Source organism: Niallia sp. M35 (assembly GCF_050971705.1).
GTDB lineage: Bacteria > Bacillota > Bacilli > Bacillales > Cytobacillaceae > Niallia > Niallia circulans_A.
Map to the genome: position 1 here is coordinate 253,860 of NZ_JBPCEP010000001.1, position 19,760 is coordinate 273,619.

The 19,760-nt window shown below is 36.1% G+C and carries 17 protein-coding genes; 16 read left to right on the forward strand and 1 reads right to left on the reverse strand.

The window, feature by feature from the left end; genetic code table 11:
• Position 1: 1 nt before the first annotated feature.
• From NiCM35_RS01225 to NiCM35_RS01250, 6 genes are all read left to right on the forward strand, one after another.
• Positions 2-2,338, forward strand: a complete 2,337-nt coding sequence (locus NiCM35_RS01225; protein WP_123257476.1) for a DNA translocase FtsK — start codon at positions 2-4, stop codon at positions 2,336-2,338.
• Between the two features lie 374 nt (positions 2,339-2,712).
• Positions 2,713-3,444 carry a GntR family transcriptional regulator gene (locus NiCM35_RS01230; RefSeq protein ID WP_095329233.1) on the forward strand — a complete coding sequence of 244 codons (732 nt, stop codon included), beginning with the start codon at positions 2,713-2,715 and terminating at the stop codon, positions 3,442-3,444.
• Positions 3,445-3,508: 64 nt separating this feature from the next.
• Positions 3,509-4,576: a BMP family lipoprotein gene (locus tag NiCM35_RS01235; protein WP_095329234.1), complete on the forward strand. Its 1,068-nt coding sequence runs from the start codon at positions 3,509-3,511 to the stop codon at positions 4,574-4,576.
• Positions 4,577-4,841: 265 nt separating this feature from the next.
• Positions 4,842-6,377 carry an ABC transporter ATP-binding protein gene (locus tag NiCM35_RS01240; RefSeq protein WP_123257477.1) on the forward strand — a complete coding sequence of 512 codons (1,536 nt, stop codon included), beginning with the start codon at positions 4,842-4,844 and terminating at the stop codon, positions 6,375-6,377.
• Positions 6,370-7,428, forward strand: a complete 1,059-nt coding sequence (locus NiCM35_RS01245; RefSeq protein WP_095329236.1) for an ABC transporter permease — start codon at positions 6,370-6,372, stop codon at positions 7,426-7,428. Before NiCM35_RS01240 ends, NiCM35_RS01245 begins: the two co-directional genes overlap by 8 nt.
• Positions 7,429-8,391 carry an ABC transporter permease gene (locus NiCM35_RS01250; RefSeq protein WP_095329237.1) on the forward strand — a complete coding sequence of 321 codons (963 nt, stop codon included), beginning with the start codon at positions 7,429-7,431 and terminating at the stop codon, positions 8,389-8,391. It begins immediately after the preceding gene.
• Positions 8,392-8,531: 140 nt separating this feature from the next.
• Here the strand turns inward: NiCM35_RS01250 and gpmA are convergent, their stop codons facing one another.
• Positions 8,532-9,323, reverse strand: a complete 792-nt coding sequence (gene gpmA / locus NiCM35_RS01255) for a 2,3-diphosphoglycerate-dependent phosphoglycerate mutase (RefSeq protein ID WP_095329238.1) — start codon at positions 9,321-9,323, stop codon at positions 8,532-8,534.
• A 175-nt stretch (positions 9,324-9,498) separates the two neighbouring features.
• On the opposite strand from gpmA, the gene NiCM35_RS01260 reads away from it, so the two are divergent.
• From NiCM35_RS01260 to recA, 10 genes are all read left to right on the forward strand, one after another.
• The gene (locus NiCM35_RS01260) at positions 9,499-9,798 is read left to right on the forward strand and encodes a hypothetical protein (protein ID WP_123257479.1); all 300 of its coding nucleotides are present in this window, start codon (positions 9,499-9,501) and stop codon (positions 9,796-9,798) included.
• Between the two features lie 340 nt (positions 9,799-10,138).
• Positions 10,139-11,419: an EF-P 5-aminopentanol modification-associated protein YfmF gene (yfmF, locus tag NiCM35_RS01265; protein ID WP_123257480.1), complete on the forward strand. Its 1,281-nt coding sequence runs from the start codon at positions 10,139-10,141 to the stop codon at positions 11,417-11,419.
• Positions 11,419-12,702: an EF-P 5-aminopentanol modification-associated protein YfmH gene (yfmH, locus tag NiCM35_RS01270; protein WP_433778320.1), complete on the forward strand. Its 1,284-nt coding sequence runs from the start codon at positions 11,419-11,421 to the stop codon at positions 12,700-12,702. Before yfmF ends, yfmH begins: the two co-directional genes overlap by 1 nt.
• Before the next feature lie 85 nt (positions 12,703-12,787).
• Positions 12,788-13,510 (forward strand): elongation factor P 5-aminopentanone reductase, encoded by a 723-nt coding sequence (ymfI, locus tag NiCM35_RS01275; protein ID WP_433778322.1) that lies wholly within the window; start codon positions 12,788-12,790, stop codon positions 13,508-13,510.
• A 94-nt stretch (positions 13,511-13,604) separates the two neighbouring features.
• Positions 13,605-13,862 carry a DUF3243 domain-containing protein gene (locus NiCM35_RS01280; RefSeq protein ID WP_047940065.1) on the forward strand — a complete coding sequence of 86 codons (258 nt, stop codon included), beginning with the start codon at positions 13,605-13,607 and terminating at the stop codon, positions 13,860-13,862.
• Positions 13,863-14,261: 399 nt separating this feature from the next.
• On the forward strand, positions 14,262-15,053 hold the full coding sequence (locus NiCM35_RS01285; protein WP_095329243.1) for a YmfK family protein: 792 nt from the start codon (positions 14,262-14,264) through the stop codon (positions 15,051-15,053).
• 21 nt (positions 15,054-15,074) lie between these two features.
• Complete coding sequence (locus NiCM35_RS01290) at positions 15,075-15,959, forward strand: helix-turn-helix domain-containing protein (RefSeq protein WP_123259581.1); 885 nt, start codon at positions 15,075-15,077, stop codon at positions 15,957-15,959.
• A 116-nt stretch (positions 15,960-16,075) separates the two neighbouring features.
• Positions 16,076-16,654 carry a CDP-diacylglycerol--glycerol-3-phosphate 3-phosphatidyltransferase gene (gene pgsA / locus NiCM35_RS01295; protein WP_095329245.1) on the forward strand — a complete coding sequence of 193 codons (579 nt, stop codon included), beginning with the start codon at positions 16,076-16,078 and terminating at the stop codon, positions 16,652-16,654.
• 101 nt (positions 16,655-16,755) lie between these two features.
• Complete coding sequence (locus NiCM35_RS01300; protein ID WP_123257483.1) at positions 16,756-17,997, forward strand: competence/damage-inducible protein A; 1,242 nt, start codon at positions 16,756-16,758, stop codon at positions 17,995-17,997.
• A 176-nt stretch (positions 17,998-18,173) separates the two neighbouring features.
• Positions 18,174-19,217: a recombinase RecA gene (gene recA / locus NiCM35_RS01305; protein WP_095329247.1), complete on the forward strand. Its 1,044-nt coding sequence runs from the start codon at positions 18,174-18,176 to the stop codon at positions 19,215-19,217.
• Positions 19,218-19,760: the final 543 nt, after the last annotated feature.

Here is a 19,760-nt window from a genome sequence, read left to right on the forward strand (position 1 = left end):
AATGGCAAAAAGGAAAAAAAGAAAAACAAGAAAAAAACAACATCTTAAATTAACGATACAATATGAACTTGTAGCTTTGCTCCTTATGGCATTGAGTTTTATCTCTATTTTACAACTCGGTGCGGTTGGGAAAACAATGGTTTCTTTTTTCCGGTTCTTTTTCGGAGAGTGGTATATGCTTTGCCTAATAGGCCTTATCGTATACAGTGGTTATTTAATGTGGAAAAGAGAAAAGCCTTATATGTTTCATACGAAATTGAATGGAATTTATTTAATTGTTAGTGCTATTTTATTACTTAGCCATGTAACACTATTTAAGTTGCTAGCAAGTCAAGGTGCTTTTCAAAACCCTAGTGTTATATTAAATACATGGGAATTATTTTGGATGGAAGTCAAGAAAGAGGCTACTAATGTTGATTTAGGCGGTGGCATGATTGGTGCCGTTTTATTTGCATTATTCCATTATTTATTCGATACGGTAGGTACACAGATTATCAGCTTTATCGTGATTATAATAGGCTTTATCTTGCTTACTGGTAAAACGTTAAGTGGTGCTTTTAAAAAAGTTATATCAAGTATCTGGAGTTTTTTCCAAGATCAATGGGAAGCGTTTAAGCAAGATATGAAAGATTGGAAAGAATCGATCCAAAAAAATAAAGAAAAGCGGAAGGCCGAAAAACAAGCAAGACGCGAAAATCAGCAGTCTGAGGAAAATACGAATGCTTCTATTATTGTGAACACTCCGCCTCAAGAGGACGAGCCATACATACAAGAGCCAATTATCAACACCTTTGCCGAAAGAGCCTATCAGGAGGAAGCCATTCAGGAAGACTTGATGGCAGATTCGCCAGAGGAACAAACCGATTTAGGTGATGTCGTGCCAATAACTTTTACAGAAGTAGAAAATAAGGATTATGAACTCCCACCTTTAAAGCTATTAAAGTTACCGAGAAAGGCAGATCAGAGTGGGGAATATGAGCAAATTCACGCAAACGCTGCTAAACTAGAACGAACTTTTCATAGCTTTGGCGTAAAAGCTAGAGTAACAGAGGTTCATTTAGGACCTGCGGTAACGAAGTATGAAGTTCATCCAAGTGAAGGAGTCAAAGTAAGTAAAATTGTTAATTTAAGCGACGATTTAGCTTTAGCTCTTGCAGCAAAGGATATTCGCATTGAAGCTCCTATTCCTGGGAAATCAGCAATCGGGATTGAAGTTCCAAACTCAGAAGTCGCTGTTGTGTCACTTAGAGAAGTATTGGAATCAAGTAAAAATGATAAGCCAGATTCGAAGCTGATGATTGCGTTTGGACGAGATATTACAGGGGAAGCAGTGTGCGCAGAATTAAATAAAATGCCCCATTTACTTGTTGCCGGAGCAACAGGTAGCGGAAAATCTGTCTGTATTAACGGGATTATTACAAGTATATTAATGAGAGCTAAGCCTCATGAAGTAAAGCTAATGATGATTGATCCAAAAATGGTTGAATTAAATGTATATAATGGTGTTCCTCATCTGCTTGCTCCAGTTGTCACAAATCCGAAAAAAGCATCACAGGCATTAATGAAGGTTGTTAGTGAAATGGAGAGAAGATACGATTTATTCTCCCATACAGGGACAAGAAATATAGAAGGGTATAATGAGTATATTAAACGAATAAATGCAGAGGAACAAGAGAAGCAGCCATTACTGCCATTTATCGTGGTGATTGTAGACGAGCTTGCTGACTTAATGATGGTGGCATCATCTGATGTAGAGGATGCCATTACACGCCTTGCACAAATGGCCCGTGCAGCCGGAATTCATCTAATTATTGCCACTCAGCGACCTTCTGTTGATGTTATTACAGGAGTCATTAAAGCAAATATTCCATCGCGAATTGCGTTCGCAGTTTCCTCTCAGACTGATTCTCGTACCATATTAGATATGGGAGGAGCAGAAAAGCTATTAGGAAGAGGAGATATGCTATTCTTCCCTTATGGGGCAAGCAAACCTGTGCGAGTACAAGGGGCGTTCTTGTCCGATGAAGAGGTAGAGGAAGTGGTTGATTTTGTTATTGGCCAGCAAAAAGCACAATACCAAGAGGAAATGATTCCAGATGAAATTGTGGAAGTTACTGGAGCTGTAGAAGACGAACTGTATCATGAAGCAGTTGAATTAATTGTCGAAATGCAAACAGCTTCCGTTAGTATGTTACAAAGAAGGTTCCGCATCGGTTATACGAGAGCAGCAAGATTAATCGATGAAATGGAAGCCCGCGGTGTGGTTGGACCATATGAGGGCAGCAAACCAAGAACAGTTCTTGTGCCAAAAGGTTCCGAAGAAATAAATATGCAGTAGTATGGTCAATAGTATGGATGAATCGATATCATCCGCCATAAAGGACACAAAACGATTCAGTTATGCGGAAAAATAATCAATTTTTTAAAAGAGGACTTGAAATAGTATAACCTATTTTAAGTCCTTTTTTAGCGTATATTCAAAACATTCATTCAGGGTGTATAAGAAAAATAGCAAAATTAAGTATTATTTTTACAATAATATACAAAAGAAAACGGTTGATTTCCGAACAATTACTCATTTCTGTATTTTTTCGACGAAATTCTTAAAAGTCTATTTATTTATTAGGAAAAAAGTGTTATAGTATTTTCGATTAGTAGGAATGATTGAACATCAGAGGTCTGATGTCTTAGAAATGTTTGGAGGAACATCATATGCTAATTAAATCGGATACGAGACATTTATATTTGCAAGTAGTAGATCGTCTAAAAAAAGATATTGAGTTAGGAATTTATAAAGAAAAAGAAAAATTCCCCTCAGAATTCGAACTTGCAAAAACTTTAGGTGTGAGTCGGGCCACTTTAAGAGAGGCACTACGCACATTGGAAGAAGAAAATGTCATTGTCAGAAGACACGGTGTTGGCACTTTTGTTAACTGTAAACCATTGTTTAATTCTGGCATAGAACAATTGAATAGTGTCACGAATATGATTAAGCAGGCAGGTATGAATCCAGGCACCATATTTCTAAGCTCAAATACGATGTTCGCTACTGAAGAAGACTCGACACGCTTCTCTGCATCACAAGGGGAGGAAATGCTTGTTATCGAAAGAGTTCGAACAGCTAATGGCGAACCGGTTGTATATTGTATGGATAAATTGCCACAGAAAATTTTGCCTGAACGATTTTCATACGATCAAGAATCAATTTTTCAATTCTTGGAATCGGATAGCCAAAGACATATTACATACGCTGTTGCACAAATCGAGCCGATAGGATATCACGATAAAGTATCTCCCATTCTGCAATGTGAACCAGAAACTGCACTGCTTGTTTTAAAACAGATGCATTATGATGAGAAGGATGAACCGATTCTTTATTCAGTAAATTATTTTCGATCCGATAAGTTTAGCTTTCAAGTTTTAAGAAAACGAATTTACTCGTAGAAGCTGAACAAACTAATCGTAAAAAGTTTAACTAAATAACAAAAAAGTCTAGGGGGTACAAGCTTTGAAGAAGCGTAAATTTGGCTTAGCACTATCTTTAGTACTAGCTGCTGGAACTGTATTAAGTGCTTGTGGAAGTAATGACAAGGATAACGATAAAGCAGCAGATGGAAATAAAGAGAAAGACTCATTTAAAGTTGCAATGGTAACAGATGTCGGTGGTGTTGATGATAAATCATTTAACCAATCAGCTTGGGAAGGTTTACAAGCATTTGGTAAAGAGAATGGCTTATCAAAAGGTAATGGTATTGATTACCAACAATCACAGTCAGATTCAGATTATGCTACTAATTTAAATAACTTATCTCGTCAAGGCTATAATTTGGTATTTGGAATCGGATTTTTAATGGAAGGTGCAATTTCAGAAATTTCTCAACAACAAAAAGATGCACATTTTGCAATTGTTGATGCTGTAGTTGACCAACCTAATGTAGCAAGCATTACTTTTAAAGAACAAGAAGCTTCTTTCTTAGCTGGTGTTGCAGCGGCTCATGCAACGGAATCTAAAAAAATTGGATTTATTGGCGGGGTTGAAGGAGATGTAATTGGACGCTTCGAAGCTGGATTTGTTGATGGTGTTAAAGCGGTAGACCCTAATATTAAGGTAGACGTACAATATGCTGGTGCATTTGATAAACCTGAACTTGGTAAAACAATTGCAAGCAAAATGTATTCTTCAGGCGCGGATGTAGTATTCCATGCTTCTGGTGGTACTGGTGCTGGATTATTCTCTGAAGCTCGTGATTTAAAAGAAAAAGACCCTTCAAAATATATTTGGGCAATCGGTGTTGACTCTGATCAGGTAGCAGAAGGTGTTGTAGGAGATCATAACATTGTGTTAACTTCTGCATTAAAAGGTGTTTCCACAGCGGTACAAGATATTTCTACTAAAGCAAAAGACGGTAAATTCCCAGGTGGAGAAACTACTGTTTATGGTTTAAAAGAAGATGGTGTAGGTCTTGCACCAATTAATGAAGAAGTTAAAAAGAAAGCAGAAATTGATGCAGCTGTTAAAGAATGGACTGCTAAAATTAAAAACGGTGAGTACACTGTTCCTGATACTGTTAAGTAAATAGCAATTGCTAATTTTCCAGGAATAAGTGGTTTGCATGGCAAACACTTATTCCTTTTTTACGACAAAAAATAGAATTTTAACTAAAGAGTAGAAGTTTATTCTAGTCTTTATTAAAAATTTTATATGTCGAAATTATCGTAATATAAAAATTACATAATTTCCTTTGTGGATTGTTTTAGAAAATAAATTTCTTTGACATCATACGTGTATTTTAAGCTTTAAAACATTTATCTTGTAAGGTAAGTAAGAAGGAGTGGATTAGATGGAATATGTAATCGAGATGTTAAATATTCGTAAAGAATTCCCTGGTATTGTTGCCAACAACAATATTACCCTTCAAGTAAAAAAAGGTGAGATTCACGCACTTTTAGGGGAAAATGGTGCAGGAAAATCTACGCTAATGAACGTTCTTTTTGGCTTATATCAGCCAGAAAAAGGGGAAATTCGTGCGCGTGGGAAGGTCGTAAATATTTCTAATCCAAATATTGCGAATGATTTAGGAATCGGAATGGTTCATCAGCATTTTATGTTAATTGATACCTTTACCGTGACAGAAAATATTATTTTGGGAAAAGAAACAGTCAGCAAAGGAAAAATTGATTTAAAAAAAGCAGAAAGAGAAGTACAGGAAATTTCAGAGCGTTATGGATTGGCAGTTGATCCGAAGGCGAAGATTGCAAATATTTCTGTTGGAATGCAACAGAGAGTAGAGATCTTAAAAACGTTATATCGCGGAGCGGAAATTTTGATTTTTGATGAGCCAACAGCTGTTTTAACTCCACAGGAAATTGCCGAATTAATTGGTATCTTCCGTAAGTTAATTCAAGAGGGCAAGTCCATTATCCTTATTACCCATAAATTAAAAGAAATTATGGAAGTATGTGATCGTGTTACGGTTATCAGAAAAGGGGAAGGTATTGGCACTTATAATGTAAAAGATACAAACCCAAATGAACTTGCGAACTTAATGGTTGGTCGTGAAGTTTCCTTTAAAACAGAAAAGAAAGCACCAAATCCGAAAGAAACAGTATTAAAAATTTCTGATTTAACTGTAAAAGATAGTCGTGGTGTCCATGTAGTCAACTCTCTTAACCTAGATGTTAAAGCAGGTGAAATTGTCGGGATTGCTGGGGTAGATGGCAATGGTCAATCAGAGCTGATTGAGGCGATTACTGGTTTAATGAAGAAAAACAGTGGAAGCATTACACTTAACGGCAAAGAAATCAGTGTTCTTTCTCCAAGAAAAATTACGGAAAGTGGGATTGGTCATATTCCGCAGGATCGCCATAAACACGGTTTAGTTCTTGACTTTTCGATTGGACAAAATATGGCTTTACAGACCTATTACAAAACCCCATTTTCTAAATATGGCTTTTTGAACCAAGGCGAAATTGAGAAAAAAGCGAGTAAATTAATCGAAGAATTTGATGTTCGAACACCAAGTATTCACACACCAGCGAGAGCTCTATCTGGGGGGAACCAGCAGAAGGCAATCATTGGTAGAGAAGTAGATCGTGACCCTGATTTGCTTATCGCAGCCCAGCCTACTAGGGGACTGGATGTAGGGGCGATTGAATTTATTCATCGACGATTAATCGAACAAAGAGATAAAGGAAAAGCGGTATTGTTGATTTCCTTTGAATTAGATGAAATTTTAAATGTTAGTGACCGCATTGCTGTTATTTTTGATGGAGAAATTATTGCAACAGTGGATCCAAAAACAACAACAGAACAAGAGCTAGGTTTATTAATGGCAGGATCGAAAGCTAAAAAAGTGGGTGTGGAGAATAATGTCTAATACAATAAAGAAAATTAGTATTCCAATTATTGCCGTATTATTAGGGGTTATTGTTGGGACGATTATCATGTTTGCAACAGGTTATAATCCTGCGGATGCATATACAGCCCTTTGGAATGGAGCATTTGGTGATATTTATTTTACTGGAGAAGTAGTACGCCAAATTACTCCGTTAATTCTTGCAGGTCTTGCAGTTGCCTTCGCTTTTCGTACTGGATTATTCAATATTGGGGTTGAAGGGCAATTAATTGTTGGCTGGCTTGCTGCAGTTTGGGTAGGGATTTCCTTTGATTTACCCAAAATTATTCATTTACCACTTGCTGTATTAGCTGCTGCTGCGGCTGGTGCGCTGTGGGCATTTGTACCAGGCTTTTTAAAGGCACGATTTAGAGTACATGAAGTTATCGTAAGTATTATGATGAACTATGTCGCATTACATGTATCCAACTATTTAATCCGAAATGTGCTTACAGATAAAGCAGACCGTACAGAAAATATTGCGCCCACTGCTAGTCTGCGTTCTGGGTTCTTAGAAAGCTTAACAGACTATTCCCGGATGCACTGGGGAATCTTAATCGCAATTGGATGCGCTATTCTTATGTGGATTATTTTAGAAAAAACAGTAAAAGGATATGAATTAAAGGCTGTTGGATTTAATCAGAATGCCTCCCAATATGCTGGTATGAATGTTAACCGTAATATTATTCTTTCCATGGTCATTTCTGGTGCTTTTGCGGGTCTTGCAGGAGCGATGGAAGGTTTAGGAACATTTGAATATGTGAGTAATAAAGGTGGATTTACAGGGGTTGGATTTGATGGGATTGCCGTTGCTTTACTTGGAGCAAATGGCCCAGTCGGAATCTTGCTTGCTGCATGCTTGTTCGGTTTCTTAAAAGTAGGGGCATTAAATATGCCGCTTGAAGCTGGAGTACCGAATGAGATGGTTGATATCATTATTGCTTTAATCGTATTCTTTGTTGCTTCAAGCTATATGATTCGCTTATTTTTAGAACGATTAAGTAAAAATAAAAGTAAAAAGGGGGAGAAGTAAATGGGATTAATGGACGTATTATTAATTGTCATACCTTCTTCGCTATTGTTTGCTGCTCCACTAATTTTTACTGCACTTGGCGGGAACTTTTCTGAAAGAGCAGGGGTAGTTAATATTGGATTAGAAGGTTTAATGGTAATGGGAGCTTTCTCCTCCATTGTTTTTAATTTAACATTTGCTGATAGTCTGGGCGCTTGGACACCTTGGGTTTCTTTACTTGTCGCAATGGTTGTGGGAGCTTTATTTTCCATCCTTCATGCGGTGGCAAGTATTACATTCCGTGCCGACCAAACGGTTTCTGGTGTAGCGATTAACCTACTAGCAGCTGGTCTTGCTATGTTCTTAGTGAAATTAATCTATGATGGAAAGGGACAAACAGGTACCATTCGTTATAGCTTTAAGAAAATTGATATTCCGCTATTAAAGGACATCCCTGTGATTGGAGACTTATTTTTCTCTAATACTTATTGGACTTCTTACTTAGCTATTGTTGTTGCTATTATTGTTTGGTTTGTTATGTATAAAACGCCATTCGGGTTACGCCTTCGTTCTGTTGGAGAACACCCGATGGCTGCAGATACAATGGGTATTAACGTAACTAAAATGCGGTATGTTGCAGTTATTCTCTCTGGTGCATTTGGTGGAATAGGCGGCGGTGTTTTTGCCCAGTCGATTACAAATGATTTTACCCATGCGACCATTAGCGGACAAGGGTTCATGGCACTTGCCGCCCTGATCTTCGGAAAATGGAATCCGCTTGGAGCAATGGGAGCTGCGATTTTCTTCGGTTTTGCTCAAAGCTTAAGTATTGTTGGAAGCAGCCTACCGTTCTTAGAAAACATTCCGAGCGTTTACTTGTTAATTGCCCCATATGTATTAACTATTGTTGCATTAACAGGCTTTATCGGTCGTGCAGATGCACCAAAAGCTTCTGGTGTTCCTTATATTAAAGGTAGCAGATAATCCTTTAGGAAATGAAAAAGAGACTTCAAGCTGATGTGCACCCCAAAAGTTAGACGAACCAATTCTGACTTTTTAGGGTGCAGCACAAGTGGAGTCTCTTTTTATTTATTCATTTCACTTAGTAATTTACCTGATGCTTCTTATTCTTCATGTGTATTAATTGCCTTGGTTTTAAATTCTTTATCTAATAATTCAATTGGAATATGTTTAGGAATCACATCTGCAGGAACTTCGCCATTCATATCTAAATAATAATGGCGCATAGGATTTAAAGAGTTATCATCTAATTCATATACTAATGGAATGCTTGTTGGAATGTTTAAAGACGCAATCCCATCTGGTGAAACGTTATCTAAATAATGAATAATAGCGCGAATTGTATTACCATGCGCTGCAATTATTATTTTTTTATTGTTGCGTAACATAGGTGCAATTTCTTGATCCCAGAAAGTTAAGACTCTTTTCTCCGTATCGGCAAGACTTTCCGTTAAAGGAAAGTCGCCTTCTTCGAGCTGTTGATACCTTGGATCGTCGATATTGTAACGGGGATCATCTTTATTTAAAGCTGGCGGTCTGATATCCATGGATCTTCTCCATTTTTGAACTTGGTCAAGCCCATATTGATCAGCTGTTTCTTTTTTATTGAGTCCTTGCAAAGCACCATAATGACGTTCATTTAATTTCCACGTTTTATGTATAGGAATCCACATACTGTCCATTTCATCGAGAATAATCCATAATGTCCGAATTGCTCTTTTTAAATAGGATGTATATGCAATATCAAATGTGTAGCCGTTATGATGGAGAATAATTCCAGCTTCCCTTGCTTCTGTTAACCCTTTTTCTGACAGTTCAATATCTGTCCAACCAGTAAAACGATTTTCCACATTCCAAAGACTTTCTCCATGGCGAATCAAAACAAGTTTTGGCATTGTGCACCTCTCCCTTTCTTCTTTTCTTTATTTTTTTCCTGTTTTCATGAGAAATAATCGTCTCTTTAAAGGAAAAAGTATAATCTGGAATTATTTTCTTGTTTTTTATTGAATAAGCTTCTTTTGAATGATATTTTGATAATAATGAGAATTTTTTATAAAGCCAGGAAAATAAATGAGCATAAAGAATCTATTAATTTTATTTAGTAGTGTATTGCTTATGCTTGTAATCGGACTATTATGGAATAATCGTCCTGTTTATGGCAATGATGAAGCTTCTATTACAAAGTTGATTATGAAAAGTGACTTATTGCAAGAGAAAACTAATATTAAAATTATTGATATTTTTGATATAGAAAAGACTAGAATCGCTGCTTTTACAAATGGGGAGGGACAGGGAATTATTAAGTTTGAAAAAGATTCCAAAGGGAACTATACCTATCTTATGGAGTTACTACCTACACTGTTCCGATAGAGGATGAGCGCACACCACTTTTTCTTTTCCTATCAGATGGGACAAGTGAAGTGTATGTTCGATTGACTTAATCATAAATAATGACTGGAAGGAGAGAAAAAAGGTATCTTTAAACAAATTTTCAATGGAAACGTTTGATGAAAGACTTTCAGAAATAGAGGCGAAATCCTATCAGTATGAGTTTAGGTTATACAATAAAGAAGGAATAGAAATAAGCAAAGGAGATGATGTAAGTTTAAAGGAAAATCACCTAATCTAGACTTTATGAGAATAACCTTATAAATAGAGTAAATACTAGTAAGTAGTGTATGATGAGTGTAAGTATATGAGGAGGTATGTTATGAGTGTAGCAACGGAAAAAATTACAAAATATAGCGGCTTTCAATTACATACAGTAAAGACAGAAAAATTTAAAACGAATACGATTGTGATGAAATGGCGAACCCCTATTACAAAAGAAAATTCAACACACAGGGCTCTTCTTCCTTATGTGATGCAAAATAGTACGAAGAAATTTCCGACAACGGCAAAGCTTCGTTCCTTTATAGAAGAATTGTATGGAGCTACTTTTTTTATCGATCTTGCTAAAAAAGGGGAATACCACATTGTTTCTTTCTCTTTAGAAATTGCAAACGAAAAGTTTCTCTCAGACCCAGCTCCTTTATTAAAAAAAGGGTTGGAATTTTTATCGGAGGTTATCTTTCAGCCAAATGTATCAGAAAGTGGTTTTGACCAGAATGTCATAGATAATGAAAAACGTGCATTAAAGCAAAGAATTCAATCCATCTATGATGATAAAATGCGATATTCGAATCAACGAGTAATTGATGTTATGTGTGAAAACGAGCCTTATGCACTAAGTGTTTACGGTGAAAAAGACGAGGTTGATAGCATTACCCCACAATCCCTTTACGACTATTATACAAAAGCGTTAGCAGAAGATCAGATTGATTTGTATATGGTCGGCGATATTAAAGAAGAAGAGGTAGGAGCCTATATTGAGGAATTATTTCCATTTAAAGAAAGAACGGCACAATCAATTGATCGTAGAAAATCATATGAAACTAAGAAAGTAAAAGAAGTTCGTGAAGTACAAGATATTAAACAGGGAAAACTAAATATGGGATTTCGCACAAATATTGTTTATGGAGATCCAGAATATTTTGCCCTTCAAGTACTCAATGGCATTTATGGCGGGTTCTCGCATTCCAAGCTATTTATTAATGTCAGGGAAAAAGAAAGCCTTGCCTATTATGCAGCAAGTCGTTTAGAAAGTCATAAAGGGTTGCTTTTAGTAATGTCAGGAATAGATAATAACAATTACGATAAGGCAGTTAAGATTATTAAGGAACAAATGGAGTTAATGAAAAAAGGCGAATTTTCCGATCAAGAAATAATGCAGACAAAAGCGGTGATTCATAATCAAATGCTGGAAACATTAGATACTTCCCGTGGCATGATTGAACTGTTCTACCATAATAGCGTAAGTGATAATTATGTAGAGATGGGCGATTGGCTTCAATATATGAGTAAAGTTTCCCGAGAGGAAATCATTGCTGCCGCTAAGAAGATCGAACTAGACACCATTTATTTCTTAACGGGATCGGAGGGGAATGCATAATGGAAAAAATAGAATTTGCTCAATTGCAAGAAGAACTATATTATGAAAAATTAGCAAATGGCTTAAAGGTATATATTTTGCCGAAAAAAGGGTTTAATAAGACGTTTTGTACATTCACAACAAATTATGGTTCTGTAGATAACACCTTTATTCCTCTTGAGGGATCTGAATTCACTCAAGTTCCTGATGGAATTGCTCATTTCTTAGAGCATAAGCTTTTTGAAAAAGAAGACGGTGATGTTTTTCAAGATTTTAGTAAACAGGGGGCAAGCGCTAACGCTTTTACGTCTTTTACAAGAACAGCCTATTTGTTCTCTAGTACCTCTAATGTAGCTAATAATCTGGAAACACTTATTAATTTTGTACAGGAACCATACTTTACGGAAAAAACGGTAGAAAAAGAAAAAGGAATTATCGGGCAAGAAATTACGATGTATGATGATAATCCAGATTGGCGTCTATATTTTGGACTAATTGAAAATATGTATGTCCATCATCCTGTGAAAATTGATATTGCTGGAACGATTGAATCCATCTCACATATCACAAAAGATATGTTATATGAGTGCTATAATACTTTCTACCACCCAAGCAATATGCTTCTTTTCATTGTGGGACCAGTTGATCCAGAAGAGTATATGGCTCAGATAAGAGAAAATCAAAGCAAAAAAGATTATACAAATCACAGTGAAATTCAACGCAAATTTAAAGAAGAACCTGCACATGTTAATAAGGACAAGCAAGTACTAAAAATGAATGTCCACACTTCTAAATGTCTTGTTGGAATAAAAGGAATCGATGTAGAGCATTCCGGAAAGGAAATGATGAAACAAGAGTGGAGCATCAATTTATTATTAGATTTCCTATTTAGTGAAAGCTCTGAAAACTACCAAAATCTTTTCCAAGAAGGCTTAATTGATGATACTTTTTCTTATGATTACACACAGGAACACGGATTTGGATTTGCGATGATTGGCGGAGATACGAGTGATCCTGATCGGTTAGAAACGGCAATTAAAGAAATTTTAATGAAAGCTAAAACAACCGATTTCGCCAGCGAGACGTTAGAAAGAACGAAGAAAAAGAAAATTGGCGCTTTCTTACGTGCGATTAATTCACCAGAATATATCGCTAACCAATTTACACGCTATGCTTTCAATGAAATGAATTTATTTGATGTGGTACCTGCAGTTGAAGAAATTACAGTTGAGGATATAAAAAATGCGGCTAATAAATTATTAGCAGAAGAAAGAATAACATCTTGCCAAGTAGTGCCGAAATAATGATAAGTAGACACAAAGAAATTTATTTCTTTGTGTCTGTTGCTGTTTAGGTTTATAGGTAAAAGTAAATGGAGTGAAAAAGACAATGGGGAAATGGATTTTAATTACCGGTGCATCTGGTGGAATTGGACAAGCGATTGCAAAACAATTAGCAAAAGAAGGCTATTCGCTTTACTTACACTATCATCAAAATGAAAAAGCAATAAAGGAACTGTTAGAAGTGCTAGCAGTGAATGGGGGAGAATACTTACCCATACAAGCAGAATTACAACAAGAAAATGACTACCAAAAAATTCTCGAAAGTATTTTCACAATAGATGGAATTGTTCACGCAAGTGGCATAAGTACATATGGTTTATTTACAGATATGGAAGAGGGAGAAATGAAAGCCCTATGGAATGTCCATATCCATTCATTAATGTGTATAACAAAAGCTTTATTACCAAAAATGCTTTCGAGACAATATGGTAATATTATTGTGATCACAAGTATATGGGGTCAAGTAGGAGCAGCAATGGAAGTTGCCTATTCTACTGTAAAGGGTGCCCAAATTAGCTTTGTGAAGGCCTTAAGTAAAGAGGTAGCCTTTAATGGTATTCGGGTGAATGCAGTAGCTCCTGGCGCTATTGAAACGAACATGCTTCAATCTTTTTCGCCTGAAGAAATGCAGCTGATGGCAGAGGAAATCCCAATGGGGAGATTGGGAAGTCCCCAAGAAGTAGCAGAAAGTGTAGCCTTTCTATTATCGGAAAAATCTTCTTATATGACAGGACAAGTCCTTTCTCTTAATGGGGGATGGTATGTATAGATAGCTTTTCCAAAAGATTTTCATGCATATTATTACATCGAACGAACCAAAATAATGATGTAATTCACTTAAGCAATGGAAGGAGTAATTCATGATGTCTATTTTAGAAAATTGGGATCAATGGAAAGACTTTTTAGCAGATCGTCTTCATCATGCCGAAAATGAAGGAATGAACCAAGAAGCAATAGGAGATCTTGCTTTTCAAATTGGAGATTATCTGTCTAATCAAGTTCAGCCTAAAAATGAACAAGAAAAGATTTTATCCGATTTATGGTCAGTTGCAGATGAAAAAGAACAACATGCGATTGCAAATATGATGGTAAAATTAGTGCATAATAACGGAACAAAATAATTATTAGTGGCAATCAAAGAAGCTCGATAAATAGAAAAGCTATTTATTGAGCTTCTTTCCTTTCGGAACAGAAAAATATTCCAAAATGTGATGACGTGCTTCGAAAAAGAGCATCTAGATAATAGAAGGGAAGCCTGTCTGTGACCAAAAGCAAGAAAGTGTAGAAGAAAAGAGGCGGATCAAACATAAGCAGCATGCAAATAAATCAAGTAAAAATAGCTTTGAAACAATGATTTTAGATTAAAATGAATGCTTTATTTTCCTAGAATGCACCCTTCTTATAAAAAGTCCATCTTTTTTTCTATTTTGACCCCTTTTTTCTTGATTATTTATACTATTCCTATATGATAGAAGTTAAAAGACTAGAAAATTTCACTTGCTAGTTGTAGGAGGATTTTTTTGGAACAGAAGGAATGGTATTTAGAATACGAAATTCAAAAAAACCGACCTGGCCTACTAGGGGAGATTTCCTCATTACTAGGAATGCTTTCAATTAATATTATCACCATTAATGGGGTAGACGATGGACGGCGCGGCTTATTAATGTTAGCGAAAAATAAGGAACAAATAAAAAGGTTAGAATCTATTCTCTATACAATGGACACAATAAAAGTAATCAAGCTTAGAGAACCTTCTTTAAGAGATAAACTTGCAGTAAGACATGGTCGTTATATTCAAAGAGATGCAGATGACAAAAAAACATTTCGCTTTGTTCGTTATGAGCTTGGATTGCTAGTAGATTTTATGGCGGAATTATTTAAGACAGAAGGCCATAAATTAATAGGTATTAGAGGGATGCCGCGGGTAGGCAAAACGGAGTCCATAGTGGCTGCAAGCGTTTGTGCAAATAAGAGATGGCTTTTAGTGAGTTCTACTTTGCTAAAGCAGACTATCCGCCATTCTTTAATGCAGGGAGAATATAATGAAAATAATTTATTTATCATTGATGGTATTGTTTCTTCCAAACAGATTAATGAGCGACATTGGGCGGTTGTTCGAGAAGTGATGCGCCTGCCATGTATAAAAGTAGTAGAACATCCCGATGCCTTTGTACATAATACAGAATACACTTTAGATGATTTTGATTATATTATTGAGCTAAGACATGAGCCAGACGAGGAGATTCTTTATGATGTTCATAAAAAGAATACTCTTGCCTTAGAAAGTGAATTCGAGGGTTTTGATTTTTAGTAAGTTGGAAGGTGTTATCTTGTGAGTGAATTAGGAAATCGATTAAAAGAAGCTAGAGAAGCTAAAGGACTAACGTTAGAAGAATTACAAGAGATTACCAAAATTCAAGTCCGTTATTTAGTTGGCATTGAAGAAGGTAATTATAGTATGATGCCAGGTAAATTTTATACACGGGCATTTATCAAACAATACGCAGAAGCGGTAGATTTGGTTCCAGAAGAAATATTTGAAGAGTATAAAGCTGAGGTACCAACAACGGTAAATGATGAGTTGCCGCAAAATTTATCGAGAGTGAATTCAAGAAGCGCAATAGACGGAGCCACTTCAAAGGTATTCGATATCTTGCCAACTATTCTTATTGCTATTCTTGTATTGGCTGTTGCTTTTCTGGTTTGGTATTTTGTGTATGCGAAAGATTCAAATCCAGAAAAACAGTCTAATAGCGGTGCGGAACAGAATTCTGTTTATATGAAATCAGATGCATTAAATAAAAAGGAAAAAGAAAAGGTAACTGATAAGGATGCTAATAAAGAGAAAGAACAAGTAGTAGAAGAAGAAGAGAAGAAAGTAGAAGAAGAGGCACCAAAACAAGAGATTACCAAAAAAGAAACAGTTGGAAAAAAGACAACATATGAAGTGAAAAATGCAGAGAAGTTTGTTGTTAAGCTTGTAGCAACAGGAAAAGTTTGGGTTGATATCCAAAATGGCAAAAACTATTCCTTTTTCCAAGGTATCCTTGAAAAAGATGGAACTGAATCACACGAAGAAGATTTATCAAAAGAGACAGAAGCACGTATTGTAATTGGAAACAGCCAAGTAGATGTTTTTGTCAACGATGAAAAAATAGACCTTGGTGATTCATCTTCTAGACAAGATCTTGTTATTAAAAATATAAAAGAAGAATAGTCATCGATTCGATGACTATTTTTCGCTATTATATCGTATTTAGGTTATAATACTAATGTTTTTAATTTATTTTTAATGAAAGTGGCGATTAACGTCATGGTAATGGAGGATGTAAGATGAATTTGCCAAATAAGATTACCGTAGCAAGAATTTTATTAATCCCCGTCTTTCTAGTCATCATGCTAGTGGACTTTCAATGGGGAGAACTAACATTTTTAGGTGTTACCTTACCGATGACACATTTTATCGGTGCCTTGATTTTTATCCTAGCATCGACAACGGATTGGATTGATGGACACTTTGCGAGAAAGTATAATCTAGTAACCGATTTAGGGAAGTTTTTAGATCCTTTAGCAGATAAATTATTAGTTTCATCTGCATTAATTGTTTTAGTAGGATTGCAGATGGCACCTGCGTGGATTACGATTGTTATTATTAGCAGAGAATTCGCAGTAACCGGTTTACGTTTAATATTAGCTGGCGGCGGAGAGGTAGTTGCAGCAAATATGCTTGGGAAAATTAAAACGTGGGCCCAAATAGTTGCGATTTCTGCGCTTTTATTACATAATATGATTTTTGAACTTATTTCACTGCCTTTTGATATCCTTGCCCTATGGGTTGCCTTGATCTTTACGATTTGGTCTGGCTGGGATTATTTTGCAAAAAATAAACAGGCTTTTGTTTCATCCAAATAAAATAGAGGAATAAAAATAAGGACATCTATTTATGACAAGCGTATATTGCTTTATAAAGAGACGTCCTTTCTTTATGAACAGACAAAAAGGGGGAGCATTATATGAATGCAGAGATTATTGCTGTTGGCTCAGAATTATTACTTGGACAAATTGCTAATACAAATGCTCAATTTATATCCAAGCATTTAGCCGACTTAGGAGTAAATGTTTATTATCATACAGTTGTTGGAGATAATGCAGCTCGCTTAGAGGAAGCAATAAAAGTCGCTGAAAGCCGAGCACAATTGCTTATTTTCTCCGGTGGATTAGGTCCAACAAAGGACGATTTAACGAAAGAAACGATTGCCAAGCATATAGGGAAAGAGTTGGTTTTTGATAAAACAGCTTTAGATTCCATTGAAGACTATTTTGTCAAAACGAAACGCACGATGACGGAAAATAATAAAAAGCAAGCATTAGTATTAGAAGGAAGCGACGTTCTTCCAAATGACCATGGTATGGCACCGGGGATGTTTTTAAAAAAAGACAGTCGCTTTTACATGCTTTTACCAGGACCACCGAAAGAAATTCAGCCAATGTTTGTTAAATATGGATTTCCTGCAATACAAAAGCAAATGACAAGCAAAGATGTCATTGTTTCACGCGTGCTTCGCTTCTTTGGCATTGGGGAGTCCCTGCTAGAAACAAAAATAGAAGATTTAATTGATGCCCAGACCAATCCGACTATTGCCCCGCTCGCAGGAGATGGAGAGGTAACATTACGTATCACATGTAAGCATGATTCTATAGAAGAAGCAGATAAATTGATTGTAAAAACAGAAGAAGAAATATTCGCACGTGTAGGAGAATTTTTCTATGGGTATGAGGACACTACTTTAATGAATGAGCTTTCTCATATTTTATTAAAGAAAAATTTAACATTAGCAGCCGCAGAGAGTCTGACAGGAGGACTGTTTCAGCAAGAGATAACAGGAATTCCAGGCGCTGGGAATATTTTTAAAGGCGGAATTGTTTGCTATACAAATGAAGTAAAGCATCAAATCTTGCAAGTAAAAGAGTCGACGATCAAAGAACATGGTGTCGTAAGCGAGCAATGTGCGAAAGAACTTGCGGAGAATGTTGCACGTCTATTAAAAGCTGACATTGGGATAAGCTTCACAGGAGTTGCAGGCCCAAATGAATTAGAAGGAAACCCAGTAGGTACCGTTTATATTGGGATTGCTAAAAGCGGTGAACCGACAAAAGTAGAGAAGTTAGCATTAAGTGGAACAAGAGCTGGTAATCGAGTTAGAAGTGTGAGATACGGTCAATATTTCTTATTGAAAATGTTAGAAGATAAATAATAGGATATCTTTTCCTTGAAAGGTTGCTTTCAGCTGGAAAATAAAAAAACGAATGAATGTTCGATTTTTTACTGTACAAATGAAAGGAAAAAAGGTATATTAAGTATATAATCTTTTAAACAACGAATGAATCATGATTGGTGAGATTCATTTTTTATATAAGGAGGAGAACGTATTTGAGTGATCGTCAAGCTGCATTAGAAATGGCGTTAAAACAAATAGAAAAGCAATTCGGTAAAGGTAGTATCATGAAGCTGGGAGAGCAAGCAGATAGAGTCATTTCTACTAGTCCAAGTGGATCTTTAGCTTTAGATGCAGCCCTAGGTGTTGGTGGATATCCAAGAGGTCGTATTGTAGAAATTTATGGTCCTGAAAGTTCAGGGAAAACAACAGTAGCGCTTCATGCTATTGCTGAGGTTCAGGCAAATGGCGGACAAGCAGCATTTATTGATGCAGAGCATGCATTGGATCCGGTTTATGCCCAAAAGCTTGGCGTTAATATTGATGAATTATTACTTTCTCAACCAGATACCGGAGAACAAGCGTTAGAAATCGCGGAAGCATTAGTACGAAGTGGTGCAGTTGATATTTTAGTTATTGACTCTGTAGCAGCACTTGTACCAAAAGCAGAAATTGAAGGCGAAATGGGAGATTCTCACGTTGGACTTCAAGCGCGTTTAATGTCACAGGCACTTCGCAAGTTATCTGGTGCTATTAATAAATCAAAAACGATTGCTATTTTCATTAACCAAATTCGTGAAAAAGTTGGAGTAATGTTCGGAAATCCTGAGACAACTCCTGGTGGACGTGCGCTAAAATTCTATTCATCTGTCCGACTAGAAGTTCGTCGTGCTGAAACGTTAAAACAAGGAACAGATATGGTAGGAAACAAAACAAAAATCAAAGTGGTAAAAAATAAAGTAGCACCACCTTTCAAAGTAGCAGAAGTCGATATCATGTATGGTGAAGGTATCTCAAAAGAAGGAGAGATCATTGACCTTGGTTCTGAACTTGATATTGTTCAAAAAAGTGGTGCTTGGTATTCTTACAATGACGAAAGATTAGGGCAAGGCCGTGAAAATGCGAAGCAATTCTTGAAAGAAAATCCAGAAATGCGCCTAGAAATTCAAAAGAAAATTCGCGATCATTACGGGCTGGATAAAGAAGTTACATTAAAGCCTGAAAATGATGAGAATGAACAATTTGAATTAATCGATTAATCGTTAAGAAAGATGGGAGACGGGTTTTTCCGTTTGCCATCTTTTTTGTTGCTATTCTATAAAAGTATTCGATAGCGTTCTTTGGGTGCTCCAAGCTGACTGATCCCAAAAAACGCAATTATTGTCCATCTAGTAATCTGGAAAGTAAAAAAATCTTCTCAATCCACTTAAGTATTTAAAAGAGGCTGTGGGATAAAGGACTTCCTAGGTTTAATAAGCTTAGTTTCTGACTATAATACGGATGATAGGTTAGGTTTAGCTTTAAATAAGGTGATATTTCATACATATATAGGAAGTAAAGAGCAATTGTTAGAGGAAGATGATAACGGAGATAGCCAATGAGAATTAGGTTAATCCTACTAGTTCAAAGCCTTGACAATAAATTGGTACAACTATACAATTAAATTGTATATTTTACATTTTTATAAGTATGAAAACCTAGAAAACATTTTATAAGACTAGGGAAATTTCGATTGAAAAAAGGAACATTTTAAGCCAATACTTTTAAAATCGTAACAAACACAATTTGATAGCAAGAGGAGG

Bases quoted from the DNA above. Each gene is read 5' to 3' on its own strand.
- yfmF (WP_123257480.1), top strand. From the start codon at position 10,139: ATGAGTGTAGCAACGGAAAAAATTACAAAATATAGCGGCTTTCAATTA.
- NiCM35_RS01250 (WP_095329237.1), top strand. From the start codon at position 7,429: ATGGGATTAATGGACGTATTATTAATTGTCATACCTTCTTCGCTATTG.
- NiCM35_RS01240 (WP_123257477.1), top strand. From the start codon at position 4,842: ATGGAATATGTAATCGAGATGTTAAATATTCGTAAAGAATTCCCTGGT.
- NiCM35_RS01280 (WP_047940065.1), top strand. From the start codon at position 13,605: ATGTCTATTTTAGAAAATTGGGATCAATGGAAAGACTTTTTAGCAGAT.
- ymfI (WP_433778322.1), top strand. From the start codon at position 12,788: ATGGGGAAATGGATTTTAATTACCGGTGCATCTGGTGGAATTGGACAA.
- NiCM35_RS01230 (WP_095329233.1), top strand. From the start codon at position 2,713: ATGCTAATTAAATCGGATACGAGACATTTATATTTGCAAGTAGTAGAT.
- NiCM35_RS01300 (WP_123257483.1), top strand. From the start codon at position 16,756: ATGAATGCAGAGATTATTGCTGTTGGCTCAGAATTATTACTTGGACAA.
- yfmH (WP_433778320.1), top strand. From the start codon at position 11,419: ATGGAAAAAATAGAATTTGCTCAATTGCAAGAAGAACTATATTATGAA.
- NiCM35_RS01225 (WP_123257476.1), top strand. From the start codon at position 2: ATGGCAAAAAGGAAAAAAAGAAAAACAAGAAAAAAACAACATCTTAAA.
- pgsA (WP_095329245.1), top strand. From the start codon at position 16,076: ATGAATTTGCCAAATAAGATTACCGTAGCAAGAATTTTATTAATCCCC.
- gpmA (WP_095329238.1), bottom strand. From the start codon at position 9,323: ATGCCAAAACTTGTTTTGATTCGCCATGGAGAAAGTCTTTGGAATGTG.
- NiCM35_RS01260 (WP_123257479.1), top strand. From the start codon at position 9,499: ATGAGCATAAAGAATCTATTAATTTTATTTAGTAGTGTATTGCTTATG.
- NiCM35_RS01245 (WP_095329236.1), top strand. From the start codon at position 6,370: ATGTCTAATACAATAAAGAAAATTAGTATTCCAATTATTGCCGTATTA.